Here is a 14,978-nt window from a genome sequence, read left to right on the forward strand (position 1 = left end):
GGTCGTCACGGTCTCTCCTTTCGCTGGGCTCAGGGGATCTTACTAACGCGCGGCACCTGCCCTGCGCTTGGTCCACACGTCGAACGCGACGGCCGCCAGGAGGACCGCTCCCTTGACGAGCATGACCCGCTCGCTGGGCGAGCCGATCAGGGACATGCCGTTGTTGATGACCGCCATGATCAGACCGCCGGTGATGGCGCCGACCACCTTGCCGACACCGCCCTGGACGGCCGCGCCGCCGATGAAGGCCGCGGCGATGGCGTCCAGCTCGAAGCTGTTACCGGCGGTGGGACCCGCCTGGTTGAGCCGGCCGGCGAAGATGATGCCGGCGATGGCCGACAGCACGCCCATGTTGACGAAGATCCAGAAGACCACCGACTTGACCTTCACACCGGACATGACGGCCGCCTGGAGGTTGCCGCCGATGGCGTAGATCTGCCGGCCGAAGACCGTGCGGTTGGCCATCAGCGAGTAGCCGAGTACGAGCACCGCCAGCAGCACCAGCACCCACGGGAGGTTCTTGAAGCGGGCGAGCTGCACGACCAGGAAGAGGATCAGCGCGGCCCCCGCCGCCAGCTTCAGCACGAACAGCGCCATCGGCTCCACGGCCTGCCCGTAGCCCTGGCGCGCGTTGCGGGTGCGCCACTGGGAGACCGCCATGCCGGCGATGGCCACGACGCCGATCAGCAGGCTGAACAGGTCGGCGCCGCCGAGCGGGCCGAGGCCGACGTTCTTGAGGTAACCGTTGGTGAAGCCGTTGGCCAGCGTGCGGACCTGGTCGGGGAACGGGCCGATGCCCTGGTTGCCCAGCACGGTCAGGGTCAGCGCCCTGAACAGCAGCATGCCGGCCAGCGTCACGATGAACGCCGGGATGCCGAAGTACGCGATCCAGTAGCCCTGCCAGGCCCCGATCAGCGCCCCGGCCACCAGCGTGACGAGCAGGGCCAGCGGCCAGGGCCAGCCCATGTTCACCATGAGCACGGCCGCCAGCGCTCCCGTGACCGCCACCACCGAGCCGACCGACAGGTCGATGTGCCCGGCGATGATGATCAGGATCATGCCGATCGCGAGGATCAGGACGTAGGAGTTCTGGACGATGATGTTGGAGATGTTCTGCGGCGTGAGCATCGCGCCGTCGGTCAGCACCGAGAACAGCACGACGATCAGCGCGAAGGCGATGTAGATGCCGCTGGATCGCAGGTTGAGCGACACTCCGCCGAGCGACACCCTGCCCGGCTGCCGTGGAGCTCCTCCGTCGCCCTTGGCGCCGACCTCCACGTCGGTGGGCGTGATGCTACTCATTTTTCCTGTCCCTTGGTCATCAGGTACATGAGGTGTTCCTGGGTGGCCTCCTGGCGCGGCACCTCGCCGGTGATCCGGCCCTCGGAGAGGGTGTAGACGCGGTCGCACAGACCGAGCAGCTCGGGCAGCTCAGAGGAGATCACGAGCACGGCCTTGCCCTGGTCGGCCAGCCGGTTGATGATCGTGTAGATCTCGTACTTGGCGCCGACGTCGATGCCTCTGGTGGGCTCGTCGAGGATGAGCACGTCCGGCTCGGTCAGGATCCACTTGGAGAGCACGACCTTCTGCTGGTTGCCGCCACTCAGCTTGCCCACGATGCTGTTGACGGTGGGCGCCTTGATGTTCATGCTCTTGTGGAACTGCTCGGCGACCTTGTACTCCTCGTTCTCGTTGACCCAGCCGCGCTTGGACAGCCCGGTGAGCCCGGCCGCCGAGATGTTGCGCTTGATGTCCTCGATGAGGTTGAGGCCGTACCGCTTGCGGTCCTCGGTGGCATAGGCGATGCCGTGCTTGATCGCGTCCTGCACGTTGCGGATCTCGATCGGCTTGCCGTCCTTGAAGATCTTGCCGGAGATGTGCACCCCGTACGCGCGCCCGAACACGCTCATCGCCAGCTCGGTGCGCCCGGCGCCCATCAGCCCCGCGAGGCCGACGATCTCGCCCCGGCGCAGCGTGAGGGCGGCGCCGTCGACCACCTTCCGGCCCGGCTGGCTGGGGCTGTAGACCGTCCAGTCCTCGATGCGCAGCACCTCGTCGCCGATGGTCGGCTCGTGCGGCGGGAAGCGGTTGTCGAGCGCCCGGCCGACCATGCCGGCGATGATGCGGTCCTCGGTGACGGCGTCGGTGGCCATGTCGAGGGTCTCGATCGTCTGCCCGTCGCGGATGATCGTGACGGAGTCGGCGATGGCGGTGACCTCGTTCAGCTTGTGAGAGATGATCACGCAGGTGATGCCCTCGTCCCGCAGGCCGCGCAGCAGGTCGAGCAGGTGGGCCGAGTCGTCGTCGTTGAGGGCGGCGGTCGGCTCGTCGAGGATGAGCAGCTTCACCTCCTTCGAGAGCGCCTTGGCGATCTCGACGAGCTGCTGCTTGCCCACGCCGATGTCGGCGATCGGCGTCGTCGGGTTCTCACGCAGGCCGACCCGCTTCATCAGCTCGCCGGCCTCGTAGTTGGTGCGGTTCCAGTCGATGAAGCCGCGCTTGGCGCGCTCGTTGCCGAGGAAGATGTTCTCGGCGATCGACAGCTGGGGGCTGAGCGCCAGCTCCTGGTGGATGATGACGATGCCGGCGTGCTCGCTGTCGCGGATGCCGCCGAACTCGACCGTCCTGCCCTCGAAGGTGATCTCGCCCTCGTACTCGCCGTGCGGGTAGACCCCGGAAAGCACCTTCATCAGCGTCGACTTGCCGGCGCCGTTCTCGCCGCAGATGGCGTGGATCTCGCCCCGCCGGACGGACAGGTTGACGTTCTGCAGCGCCTTGACGCCGGGGAAGGTCTTGGTGATCCCGCTCATCCGCAAGATGTGCTCGGTCATATTTCCCTCGCTCAGAGAGGAAGCCCCGGGGACCCCTGGGTCCCCGGGGCTCTGGCCCTTACTTGAGCTGGTCCTCGGTGTAGTAGTTGCCGCCGATGATGACTTCCTTGTAGTTGCTCTTGTCCACGATCACCGGGTCGAGCAGGTACGACGGGACGACCTTGTTGCCGTTGTCGTAGTCCTTCTCGTTGTTGACCTCGGGCTTCTGGCCCTTGAGCACGGAGTCGGCCATCTTCACCGTCTGCTCGGCGAGCTTGCGGGTGTCCTTGAAGATGGTGGAGTACTGCTCACCGGCGATGATCGACTTCACCGACGCGAGCTCGGCGTCCTGGCCGGTCACGATCGGGTACGGCTGGCCGCTGGTGCCGTAGCCGGAGCTCTTGAGCGCCGACAGGATGCCGATCGACAGACCGTCGTACGGCGACAGCACGCCGTCCACCTTCTTGCCGCCGTAGGTCTTGGTGAGGATGTCCTCCATGCGCTTCTGCGCCGTGGCGGGGTCCCACCGCAGGATGGCGGCCTGCTTGAAGTCGGTCTGACCGCTCGCGATCTTCAGGGTGCCGTCGTCGATCTTCGGCTTGAGCACCGACATGGCGCCGTTCCAGAAGAACGTGGCGTTGTTGTCGTCGGGCGAGCCGCCGAACAGCTCGACGTTGAACGGGCCCTTCTTGCCGTCCTCGACGCCGAGGCCCTTGAGCAGCGAGGTCGCCTGCTGCACGCCGACCTTGAAGTTGTCGAAGGTGGCGTAGTAGTCGACGTTCGGGCTGTTGCGGATCAGACGGTCATAGGCGATGACCGGGATCTTGTTGTCGGCGGCCTGCTGGAGCTGGGAGGTGATGGCGGTGCCGTCGATCGAGGCGATGATCAGGAGCTTGGCGCCCTTGGTGATCTGGTTCTCGATCTGGTTGGCCTGCGTCGGGATGTCGTTCTCCGCGTACTGGAGGTCGACCTTGTAGCCCAGCTTCTCCAGCTGCTGCTTGACGTTGTCGCCGTCGTGGATCCAGCGCTCCGACGACTTCGTGGGCATGGTGACGCCGATCAGGGCGCCCCCGCTTCCGGCGGAGGCCGAGGCGGAAGCCTGGGCGTCGACGGTCTTCGTGCTCGACCCGCAGGCCGTCATCGTCGCGGCGAGCGCGATGACGGATACCACGCCCCCGATTCGTCCCAACCTCATGTCATCTCCTTGCGATGGGGGTCCGGCAGCGCTGGACGCGGCAACTGCCGGTAGAGCGAGGAATTCGATTACAGAAAGTAACGAATCAGAACATAATTCTCGTTCGCTTCCGCCGATTGTTATCGCTAACAACGCTCGTGTCAACGGGCGCGCATAACCTACCGGAAACTTTCAGGTAACTTTCACCGCAGGTCAGCGCCTCGCACGGGCCGAAAACAGGCGCTGCAGCAAGATGAAGACGAAGAGCAACATTCCGATGAAGATCTTGGTCCACCATGAGGACAGTGTCCCCTCGAAACTGATGATCGTCTGGATCAGGCCCAGCACGAGCACCCCGAGGACGGTGCCCAGCAGGAAGCCGCTGCCGCCGGTCAGCAGGGTGCCGCCGATGACGACCGCCGCGATCGCGTCCAGCTCCATGCCCACGGCGTGCAGCCCGTAGCCGGAGAGCATGTAGAACGACAGCAGCACGCCGCCCAGCGCCGAGCAGAACCCGCTGATCGTGTAGACCGCGATCTTCGTCCGGCCCACGGGCAGCCCCATCAGCAGCGCGGACTGCTCGCTGCCGCCGGTCGCGTACACCGCGCGGCCGAGGCGGGTGTAGTGCAGCACGTACGCCGCCACCAGCACGACCACCACGGCGATGATCACACTGGGTGATATCCACATGTCGGCGAACAGGTCGATCCTCGCCTGCGCGAACGCCGTGAAGGTGGGATCGTTGATCGGGATCGAGTCCGTGCCGATCGTGTAACACAGCCCCCGCGCCAGGAACATGCCCGCCAGCGTCACGATGAACGGCTGGATGTCGAAGGCGTGCACGATGTACCCCATCACCAGCCCCAGCCCCGACCCGATGACCAGCACCAGCGGGATCACCAGGTACGGCGGCCACCCCGGCCCCGCCATGAGGCTGGCCGAGATCATCGTGGACAGCGCCACCACCGACCCCACCGACAGGTCGATGCCCCCGGTCAGGATCACGAACGTCATCCCGACGGCCACCACCAGCAGGAAGGCGTTGTCGATGAAGACGTTGAGCACCACCTGCCCGCTGGCGAACCCCTCGTAGCGGATCCCGCCGACCACGAACATGGCCAGGAACAGGCACCCGGTCACGAGGACCGGCAAATACTTGGCGGGCACGCTCGCCCGCCCGATCGTCAGCGTGCTCATGTGGTCACTCGCACCTTCTCCTCGGCCACCGGACCGGCGGGCGCGGCGCGGCCGCGTCTGCGGAACGCCTTCTCACGGAAGGACGGGGACTGGATGAGGCAGACCGCCGTCACGACCAGCGCCTTGAACAGCAGCGTGGTCTCCGGTGGCACGCCGATCGAGTAGATCGTCGTGGTCAGGGTCTGGATGATCAGCGCGCCCAGCACGGTGCCGCCGAGCGAGAACCGGCCGCCGGACAGCGACGTGCCGCCGATCACGACGGCCAGGATGGCGTCCAGCTCGATCCACAGGCCGGCGTTGTTGCCGTCGGCGCTGGAGACGTTCGAGCTGATCATCAGCCCGGCCACGCCTGCGCACAGCGCGGCGAACGCGTACACCATGATGATGATCCCGCGTGCCCTGATGCCCGCCAGCCGGCTGGCCTCGGCGTTGCCGCCGACCGACTCGATCAGCATGCCCAGTGCCAGCCGCCGGGTGAGGAACGCCGTGATCGCCAGCACGCCGAGCACGATGATGATGCCGAACGGCACGGTCAGCCAGTAGCCGCCGCCGATCACCTTGTACGCCGGGCTGTTGACGGTGATGATCTGCCCGTCGGTGATGAGCTGGGCCAGGCCGCGCCCGGCCACCATGAGGATGAGCGTGGCGATGATCGGCTGGATGCCGACGGTCGCGACCAGGAACCCGTTCCAGGCGCCCAGCACCAGGCAGAGCCCGAGCGCGGCCGCCACGGCGGTGAACAGGCTCGCGTCCTCGCTGATCTGCAGGCAGGCCAGCGCCCCCGAGATCGCCACCACCGAGCCCACCGACAGGTCGATGCCGCCGGTGGCGATGACCAGCGTCATCCCGAGCGAGACCAGGATCAGCGGGGCGCCGAAGCGCAGGATGTCGATCAGGCTCCCGTACAGGTGGCCTTCCCTGACCTGGATCGAGAAGAAGCTGGGCGTGAAGAACACGTTCAGCGCCAGCAGCAGTACGAGGACCACCACCGGCCAGAGCAGCCGCCTCATGAGGTCCGGCCTCCGCTCGCGATCGTTTCCATGAGCACGTCCGTCGTGAGCTCGTCGTCGTTGGGCAGCTCGGCCACCAGCCGCCGGTCGCGCAGCACCTCGACCTTGTGGCTGAGCCGCAGCACCTCCTCCAGCTCGGCCGAGATGAACAGCACCGCCATGCCGCCGTCGGACAGCTCGGCCACCAGGCGCTGGATCTCGGTCTTCGCCCCGACGTCGATGCCCCGGGTGGGCTCGTCCAGGATGAGCAGGCGCGGCTCGAGGATGAGCCATCTGGCCAGCACGACCTTCTGCTGGTTGCCGCCGCTGAGGTTGCGTACGAGGTGCTCGGGATTGGGCGGGCTGATCTTCAGGGCCTTGACGTACCTGCCGACCAGCTCGTCCTGCTGCTCGCGCGGCACCGGCCTGGTCCAGCCCCTGGTGGCCTGGAGGGCGAGGATGATGTTCTCGCGCACGGTGAGGTCGGGGATGAGGCCGTCGGCCTTGCGGTTCTCGGAGCAGAACGCGATCTTGTGGTTCATGGCCGCGCGGGGCGTGCGCAACGACGCCGGGGTCCCGCCGACCGCGAGCTCGCCCGTGCCCGCGTGGTCGGCGCCGAACAGCAGCCGCGCGATCTCCGTACGGCCGGAGCCGAGCAGCCCGGCCAGGCCCACCACCTCGCCCTCGTGGATCGTGAGCGTGAACGGCTCGATGGCTCCCGGCCGGCCCAGCTCGCGCGCCTCGACCAGCGGCCGGTCGAAGACCTTGGCCTCACCGTGCAGCCGTTCCAGCGCGGCCAGCTCCTGGCCGATCATCTTGGCGACCAGCTCGACCTGCGGGAGCCGATCGGTGAGGTACTCGCCGACGAGCCTGCCGTTGCGCAGGATCGTCATGCGGTCCGAGATCTCGTAGATCTGGTCGAGGAAGTGGGAGACGAAGAGGATGGCGATGCCCTCCTCCTTCAGCCGCCTCATCACCCGGAAGAGCTGCTCGACCTCGTCGGCGTCCAGGCTGGAGGTGGGCTCGTCCAGGATGAGCACCCTCGCCTCGATGTCGATCGCCCGCGCGATGGCCACCATCTGCTGGACGGCCAGCGAGTACGTCGACAGCGGCGCCGACACGTCCACGCTCAGCTCCAGCCGGGACAGCAGCTCGGCGGCCCTGGTGCGCATCCGTTTCCAGTCGATGCGTCCCCTTTTCCGGGGCTCGCGGCCGATGAAGATGTTCTCGGCCACCGAGAGGTTCGTGCAGAGGTTGACCTCCTGGTAGACCGTGCTGATGCCGGCCTGCTGCGCCTCCAGGGGGCTGCCGAACGCGACGGGCGCGCCGCCCAGCTCGATGGTGCCCGCGTCGGCGGGGTGGACGCCGGTGAGCACCTTGATCAGGGTGGACTTGCCCGCGCCGTTCTCTCCCATGAGCGCGTGCACCTCGCCCGGTAGCAGCCGCAGGTCGACGCCGTCCAGGGCTTTCACGCCAGGGAACTGCTTGCCGATCCCGCTCATCGTCAGGACCGGCGCGGGTGTGACCATGTCTCTCCTCATATGGCAGGAAAACCGCGCCTTGCCTCGTCACTACGCCTCCCTTGCGCCCCGGTCCAGGGCCCGGGGGCGTCCGGAAGGACGGCCGCGCCCCGCGCACCCCGGCTGGTGGAAGTGCCCAGGACCCCGGCCGGAGTACGGAGGCGCTTTCGCCACTCCCTCCATCCCAAGGGACCCCGGCCGGAGTACGGAGGCGCGCGGCCGGAAGGCGGGTCAGTACTGGCGGGAGGAGAGGACCTGCTTGGCCTGCTCCTGCGTGAACGTGGTCTCCTCGGTCACCACGCGGGCCGGCACCTGCTCACCCTTGACGACCTTCTTGGCCAGGTCCATGAGCTGCGGGCCGAGCAGCGGCGAGCACTCGACGATGTAGTTGATCTTCCCGTCGGCGAGCGCCTGCATGCCGTCCTTGACGGCGTCCACGGTGATGATCTTGATGTCCTTGCCGGGCACCTTGCCCGCGCCCTCGATGGCCTCGATCGCGCCCAGGCCCATGTCGTCGTTGTGGGCGTAGAGGACGTCGATGTCCGGGTTCGACTTCAGGAAGGCCTCCATGACCTCCTTGCCCTTGGCCCTGGTGAAGTCGCCGGTCTGCGAGGCGATGATCCTGAACTTGGGATCGGCCCCGATGACCCCCTGGAAGCCGGACTTCCGGTCGTTGGCCGGGGCCGAGCCCGTCGTGCCCTGCAGCTCGACGATGTTCACCGGGTCCTTGGCGTCCTTGTACTCGTTCACCAGCCACTGGCCGGCCTTCTTGCCCTCCTCGACGAAGTCCGAGCCGAGGAAGGTCTTGTAGAGGGAGGTGTCCTTGGAGTCCACGGCGCGGTCGGTCAGGATGACCGGGATCTTCGCGTCCTTGGCCTCCTTGAGCACCGTGTCCCAGCCGGACTCCACCACCGGCGAGAAGGCGATGATGTCCACCTTCTGCTGGATGTAGGAGCGGATGGCCTTGATCTGGTTCTCCTGCTTCTGCTGGGCGTCGGAGAACTTGAGCGTGATGCCCGCGGTCTTGGCCGAGTCCTGCACGGACTTGGTGTTCGCGGTGCGCCACCCGCTCTCCGCGCCCACCTGGGAGAAGCCCATGGTGATCGAGCCGCCGCCACCACCGCCGCCACCGCCGCTGCCGCAGGCGGTCATGGACATCGCGGTCAGACCGGCGAGAACTAAAGCCGAGATCCTCTTCAACACGTGGGGGTTCCCTTCTCATGTGAGCGCTAACATCCCAATGCGGGACGCCGGCGCCTTCCTGCCTTGCGCAACGGCCTACGCACCGGCCACACCGGTCCCCGAGGGCGTCGCCGACGCCTACTTTTCGATGTGCTGAGGATGCTTGAAGTGCTTGGTGAGCTCGCCCCGACTGTGAACGTTAACAACCGGTCTCGTCAAGGGGCCGCCTGATTACGGTCGGATCACATGGGCTGGGCCTTGACGAGGGTCTGGGCCAGTCCTTAACTTGTCGCGGATCGCCGTTGTTAACGCTCACTCGCCTTGTTAACGCTAACAACCTTGAGGAGCCCCCCGCTCATGACGCGAATCGCCTTATCCGCCCTGCTCCTGGCGGCCTCGCTGGTGGCGCCACCGCCGGCGACCGCGGCGGCCTCGCTTGCCGAGCCCATCCCGGACGGCGCAGTGGTCGACCAGTTCGACGGCACCGCGCTCGGCGAGGACTGGACGGTGTTGTCGCCGGACAGCTCCCGCTGGTCGCTGTCGGGCGGCGCGCTGCGTGTGGAGAGCCTGACCGGCGACACGTACCAGGGCACCAACACCGCCAGGAACCTCTTCCTCGTGGACGTCCCCGCCGGCGACTTCGAGGTGATTACCAAGCTGAGCGCCCCGGTCGCGCTGGACTACCAGAGCGCGGGCCTGCTGGCCTGGCAGGACTGGGACAACTACATACGCAGTGGGCTCGCCCACGTCGGGTCCGCGGGCGGGCCGGTGATCGAGACGGACACCGAGGTCGGGGCCTCGTTCAACGCGAGCTTCGCGGCCCGGCCCGGCTCGACCGGCGAGATCGTCAAGCTGGCCAGGACCGGCGACGAGTTCGTCTCCTCGTACTGGGACGGGTCAGCCTGGGTGCAGGCGGCCAAGGTGAGCGCGAAGCTGGACGTCAAGCAGCTCGGCCTGTTCGCGCTGTCGGCGCAGAACGGCACCTCGATGACGGCGGCGTTCGACTACATCGCGATCAAGGCGAGCGAGGGCAGGCCGGTGGTGCCGTCCGGGGCGTTCACGCTGCGCTCCGGCGCGCTGCCGTACCTGTCGGCCGGCCCGTCGGGGGTGGTACGGGCGTCGGCGAAGGCGGGGATGACCAGCCTGGCCCTCACGGCCACGGCCGCCGGTGACGGCGTGACGCTGAAGGACGTTACGAGCGGCGAGTTCCTGCGGGTCGCCGCCGGGAAGGTGCGGCTGGGCGGGACCGCGTCGGTCTTCCGGCTCAAGGACGCGGGCGGCGGCAAGGTCGTGCTCTCCTCGGGCGGCCAGAACGTCTCCGTCGGCGACGGCACCCTGGTCGTGGGGAGCGCGATCACGAAGTTCAGGGTCGAGGGCTACAGCTCGGGCAAGCTGGCCGTGGACACCGGGGCCAGGGGCACCGAGGTCAGCCCCGACCTCTACGGGGTCTTCTACGAGGACATCAACCACGCCGCCGACGGCGGGCTCTACGCCGAGCTGGTGCAGAACCGCTCGTTCGAGTTCAACAGCATGGACGAGCGCTCCTACACGGGCCTGACCGCGTGGTCCAAGGCCGAACGCGGCGCCACCGCCGAGCTCGCGATCGGCACCGACCGGCCGCTGAACGCCGCCAACCGCAACTACCTGCGGCTCGACGTGACCGGCGACGGCACCGCGGGCGCGAGCAACGCCGGGTTCAACCGCGGCATCCCCGTGAAGCAGGGCAAGCGGTACGACATGTCGCTCTGGGCCAGGCGTGACGCGGCCGGGCCGCTGACGGTCTCGGTCGAGAGCGGCTCCACCGTGCTCGGCACGGTCACGCTGCGGGTGAAGGCCGGCGGCTGGGCGAAGTACACCGCGTCGTTCACGGCCTCGGGGACGACGGACGCGGGGCGGCTGATGGTGCTGGCGCCGGGCGGGCGGACCGACCTGGACATGGTGTCGCTGTTCCCGCGTGACACGTTCAAGGGGCACGGCATGCGGACGGACCTGGCCAGGATGGTCGCCGGCCTGAAGCCCAGGTTCCTGCGCTTCCCCGGCGGGTGCGTGACGAACGTCGGCACGTACGACCCGTACGCGGACAACCAGGACCGGCGGCGCATCTACCAGTGGAAGGAGACGATCGGCCCGGTCGAGGAGCGGCCGACCAACTTCAACTTCTGGGGCTACAACCAGTCCTACGGCCTCGGCTACTACGAGTACTTCCAGTTCGCCGAGGACATCGGGGCGCGGGCGCTGCCGGTGCTGTCGGTGGGCGTGAACGGGTGCGGCGAGAACCGGCCGCTGACCGACGAGGCCAAGCTGGCCCGGTGGGTGCAGGACACGCTCGACCTGATCGAGTTCGCCAACGGGCCGGTCACCTCGGAGTGGGGCGGGAAGCGGGCCCGGCTCGGGCATCCGAAGCCGTTCGGGCTGGAGTACATCGGGCTCGGGAACGAGGAGATCTACCCCGAGTTCTTCGCGAACTACCCGAAGTTCGCGGACGCCATCAGGGCCAGGTACCCGGACGTCAAGATCATCAGCAACGCGGGGCAGACGTCACAGGGCGCCTGGTTCGACCGGATGTGGCAGTTCGCCCGCGACCAGAAGGCCGACCTCGTCGACGAGCACTACTACAACAGCCCGGAGTGGTTCCTGACCAACAACCACCGCTACGACGCCTATGACCGCGGCGGGCCGAAGGTGTTCGTGGGCGAGTACGCCTCGCGCGGCAACACGTGGCACAACGCGCTGGCGGAGGCGTCGTACATGACGGGCCTGGAGCGCAACTCCGACGTCGTGCGGCTGGCGTCGTACGCGCCGCTGCTGGCCAACGTGGACTACGTGGACTGGACGCCGGATCTCATCTGGTTCGACAACGACCAGGTCTACGGCTCGCCGAACTACTACGTGCAGCGCCTCTTCTCCGCCAACGTCGGCGACCGGGTGCTGCCCAGCACCTTCACGGGCGAGGGCAGGACGGTCGAGGACATCGGCGGCGCGGTGGGGCTCGGCGCGTGGAACACCGCCGTCCGGTACGACGACGTGAAGGTCACCGCGGCCGACGGGACCACGCTGCTGGCGGACGACTTCTCGGCCGGAGCCGGCAGGTGGACCCCCGGCCTGGGGACCTGGGCCGTGCAGGACGGCGCCTACGCGCAGACCGCCCAGGTGACGGACGCCAGGTCCACGGCGGGCTCGGCCGGCTGGTCGAACTACACGATGGAGGTCACCGCCAGGAAGACCGCCGGGGCCGAGGGCTTCCTGATCATGTTCGGGGTCAAGGACACCGGCAACTTCTACTGGTGGAACCTCGGCGGCTGGGGCAACACCCAGTCCGCCATAGAGAAGGCCGCCAACGGCGCCAAGTCCTCGATCGCCACCTCCGCCACCGCGATCGAGACCGGCCGCGACTACCGGATCAAGATCCAGGTGAGCGGGCGGCGGATCACGACCTGGCTGGACGGGCAGAAGATCAACGACTTCGTGGACGACGCCGTCGTGGAGCCGCTCTACCAGGTGGTGTCCAGGGACGGGAAGTCCGTGACGCTCAAGGTCGTCAACGTGCGGGACACGTCCGTACGCGGCAGTGTGGACCTCGGCGCGGCGCGGTTCCGGCCGGTCGCCACGGTGACCACGCTGACGGGCTCGCCGTCCGACACGAACTCGCTCTCCGAGCCGGAGCGGGTGGCGCCGGTGGAGCGGCAGGTGCACGGCTTCTCCTCGGCCTTCACCTACGACTTCCCCGCGCACTCGGTGACGTTCGTACGGCTGACCGAGCGATGACGGCGCGGGCGGGCCTGCTCCTGGAGGCCCGCCCGGCGGCTACGCGACGACCCGGTAGTGCGTGGTCATCCGGCCCGTGTCGTCGAGCACGTGGAACGCGATCGCCGGCGGGAGATCGTAGTCCGCGCAGTTGGCGAACGTCGTGCCGCCCTCCCACGGCAGCTTCAGCGTGGACACGACGCCGGGGGCGGCCAGCAGCGGGCGGCCGGCGAAGGTGGTGGCGGCGCCCGTGTGGGCGTGGCCGACCAGCACGGCGGGCACGTCCGGATGCCGCCCGAGCAGCTCTTCCAGAGGCTCGGACCGGTGCAGCCTGATGCCGTCGACCACCTGGCTGTGCAGCAGCGTGGGCGGGTGGTGGAAGGCCACGAACACCGGCCGGTCCGCGCCCGCGAGCACGTCGTCCAGCCAAGCCAGCGTCTCGTCGTCCAGGTGGCCCGAGTTCTCGCCGGGGATGGAGGAGTCGCACATGGCGTAGACGGCCCTGTCCGTGCGCAGGACCTGGTTGATCGGGCTCGCGCCGCCGCTCCGGTCGCCCAGCAGGACGCGGCGGAACTGCTCCCGCACGTCGTGGTTGCCCGGGCCGACCAGGACGGGATGGCGGGAGGAGAGCAGCTTGCGCGCCTCCTCGTACTCCTCGGGGAGGCCGTGGTCGGCGATGTCGCCGGTGACGAGCACGGCGTCGAGGTCGGCGGGGAGCGCGTCGAGGTAGCGCATGACGGAGGTGGCGCGGTCGACGCTCTGGGGCGTCGCGCCGATGTGGATGTCGCTCAGGTGAGCGATCACGATCATGTTGACGTCGTCCTTCCGGGTTCTGCCTGCTCACCTACCGTAGGCCCGGGTACCGGACCATGCGTAAGATCCGGTTCTGTGCGGAAAGATTGGGCCGGTTTCGGGGTGGACCTGCATCTGGAGGTCTCCACCGGCGGCGGGCGGCGGCGCGGGCTGGAGGAGGCGCTGCGGCAGGCGGTCCGGGACGGGCGGCTGCCGCGCGGCACGCGGCTGCCTTCGACGCGGTCGCTGGCGGCGGAGCTGGGGCTGTCGCGCGGCACGGTGAGCGCGGCCTACGACCAGCTCGTCGCCGAGGGCTACCTGGCCACCCGCCCGGGCTCGGCCACCGAGGTCGCCGACGTGTCCCCCACCACACCGTCCCGTCCGGAACCGCCGCCCGAGCCCTCCCCGGGGCCGGGCCACGACCTGCGGCCGCCGTCCGAGCCCTCCCCCGGGCCGGGGTATGACCTGCGGCTGCCGGCCGGACCCCCTGGGGCGCCGCTGCATGACCTGCGGCCCGGGCAGCCCGACGTGTCGGCGTTTCCGGCGCGGGCGTGGCTGCGGGCCACCCGGCACGTGCTCTCCACCGCACCCGCCGAGGTCCTCGGCCCGTGCGACCCGCGCGGCCGGATCGAGCTGCGGGCGGCGCTGGCCGGCTACCTCGCCAGGACGCGCGGGGTGATCACCACGCCGGACCTGATCGTGGTCACGACGGGGTTCGTCCAGGCGCTCAACCTGCTCGTCCAGGTGATCGACGGCCCGATCGCCACGGAGGAGCCGGGGCACGACTTCTACCGCGAGGTGCTGCGCCGTGCCGGGCGCGAGACCGTACCGCTGCCCGTGGACGGGCTGGGCGCCCAGGTGGACACGCTCACCGGCGCGACCGCGGCGGCCGTCGTCACGCCCGCGCACCAGTACCCCACGGGCGTGCCCCTGCACCCCGCCCGCCGCCGCGCGCTGCGCGAGTGGGGCGGGCTCGTCGTGGAGGACGACTACGACGGGGAGTTCCGCTACGACCGGCAGCCGGTCGGCGCGTTCCAGGGGACCGCGCCCGATCGGGTCGTGTACGTCGGCACCACCTCCGAGTCCCTCGCCCCGGCCCTGCGCCTGGGCTGGATGGCGGTGCCTCCGTCCTTGATCGGCCCCGTGGCCGAGGCCAAGCTGCACACCGACACCCACACCGAGGTGCTCGGCCAGCTCGTGCTGGCGAGGCTGATCGAGACCCACGACTACGACCGCCACATCCGCGCCGCCCGCCTGCGCTACCGCCGCCGCCGCGAGCTGCTGCTCGCCCGGCTCGGCCCCGGGCCCGGCCAGCCGCTGCCCGGCGTCGCCCTGCCCGGGGTGGCCGCGGGGCTGCGCGCGCTCCTCCTGCTCCCGGAGGAGGGTCCCGCCGAAGGGGACCTGCTGGCCGAGTGCGAGCGCAGGGGCATCGCGCTGCGCGCCGCCTCCCCGCTCTGGCGCGGCGACGGCCCCGGCGGCCTGCTCATCGGGTACGCCGCCGCGTCCGAACGCGCCTACCCGCACGCCCTCGAAGCCCTGGCCCGGGTACTCGCCGGAACCTGACGGCGGC

At 68.9% G+C, this 14,978-nt stretch carries 10 protein-coding genes; 2 read left to right on the forward strand and 8 right to left on the reverse strand.

The genetic code is table 11. The features are described from left to right. Window positions 1–42 precede the first annotated feature (42 nt). The 7 genes from mmsB to AB0J87_RS18040 all read right to left on the reverse strand — a co-directional run bounded on the left by mmsB (window position 43) and on the right by AB0J87_RS18040 (window position 8,893). The gene (gene mmsB / locus AB0J87_RS18010) at window positions 43–1,302 is read right to left on the reverse strand and encodes a multiple monosaccharide ABC transporter permease (RefSeq protein WP_363966430.1); all 1,260 of its coding nucleotides are present in this window, start codon (window positions 1,300–1,302) and stop codon (window positions 43–45) included. After that, window positions 1,299–2,831: a multiple monosaccharide ABC transporter ATP-binding protein gene (gene mmsA / locus AB0J87_RS18015; RefSeq protein ID WP_363966432.1), complete on the reverse strand. Its 1,533-nt coding sequence runs from the start codon at window positions 2,829–2,831 to the stop codon at window positions 1,299–1,301. The genes mmsB and mmsA overlap by 4 nt, the downstream gene beginning before the upstream one ends. A gap of 58 nt (window positions 2,832–2,889) precedes the next feature. Further along, window positions 2,890–4,005 carry a multiple monosaccharide ABC transporter substrate-binding protein gene (gene chvE / locus AB0J87_RS18020; protein WP_363966434.1) on the reverse strand — a complete coding sequence of 372 codons (1,116 nt, stop codon included), beginning with the start codon at window positions 4,003–4,005 and terminating at the stop codon, window positions 2,890–2,892. Window positions 4,006–4,197: 192 nt separating this feature from the next. After that, window positions 4,198–5,181: a galactofuranose ABC transporter, permease protein YjfF gene (gene yjfF, locus AB0J87_RS18025; protein ID WP_363966436.1), complete on the reverse strand. Its 984-nt coding sequence runs from the start codon at window positions 5,179–5,181 to the stop codon at window positions 4,198–4,200. Beyond that, on the reverse strand, window positions 5,178–6,191 hold the full coding sequence (locus AB0J87_RS18030; RefSeq protein WP_363966438.1) for an ABC transporter permease: 1,014 nt from the start codon (window positions 6,189–6,191) through the stop codon (window positions 5,178–5,180). The genes yjfF and AB0J87_RS18030 overlap by 4 nt, the downstream gene beginning before the upstream one ends. Beyond that, window positions 6,188–7,699 (reverse strand): sugar ABC transporter ATP-binding protein, encoded by a 1,512-nt coding sequence (locus AB0J87_RS18035; protein WP_350741724.1) that lies wholly within the window; start codon window positions 7,697–7,699, stop codon window positions 6,188–6,190. The genes AB0J87_RS18030 and AB0J87_RS18035 overlap by 4 nt, the downstream gene beginning before the upstream one ends. 222 nt (window positions 7,700–7,921) lie before the next feature. Then, the gene (locus tag AB0J87_RS18040; protein WP_363966440.1) at window positions 7,922–8,893 is read right to left on the reverse strand and encodes an ABC transporter substrate-binding protein; all 972 of its coding nucleotides are present in this window, start codon (window positions 8,891–8,893) and stop codon (window positions 7,922–7,924) included. 336 nt (window positions 8,894–9,229) lie between these two features. On the opposite strand from AB0J87_RS18040, the gene AB0J87_RS18045 reads away from it, so the two are divergent. Beyond that, a complete protein-coding gene (locus tag AB0J87_RS18045) occupies window positions 9,230–12,637 on the forward strand; it encodes an alpha-L-arabinofuranosidase C-terminal domain-containing protein (protein ID WP_363966442.1) in 3,408 nt (1,135 codons plus the stop codon). A 39-nt stretch (window positions 12,638–12,676) separates the two neighbouring features. Here AB0J87_RS18045 and AB0J87_RS18050 read toward each other — a convergent pair whose 3' ends face one another. Beyond that, window positions 12,677–13,426, reverse strand: a complete 750-nt coding sequence (locus tag AB0J87_RS18050; protein ID WP_363966444.1) for a metallophosphoesterase — start codon at window positions 13,424–13,426, stop codon at window positions 12,677–12,679. A 78-nt stretch (window positions 13,427–13,504) separates the two neighbouring features. On the opposite strand from AB0J87_RS18050, the gene AB0J87_RS18055 reads away from it, so the two are divergent. Next, complete coding sequence (locus AB0J87_RS18055) at window positions 13,505–14,971, forward strand: PLP-dependent aminotransferase family protein (protein ID WP_363966446.1); 1,467 nt, start codon at window positions 13,505–13,507, stop codon at window positions 14,969–14,971. The last annotated feature ends 7 nt before the right edge of the window (window positions 14,972–14,978 follow it).

The sequence above is a fragment of the Nonomuraea sp. NPDC049625 genome, assembly GCF_040675285.1.
Taxonomy (GTDB): domain Bacteria; phylum Actinomycetota; class Actinomycetes; order Streptosporangiales; family Streptosporangiaceae; genus Nonomuraea; species Nonomuraea angiospora_A.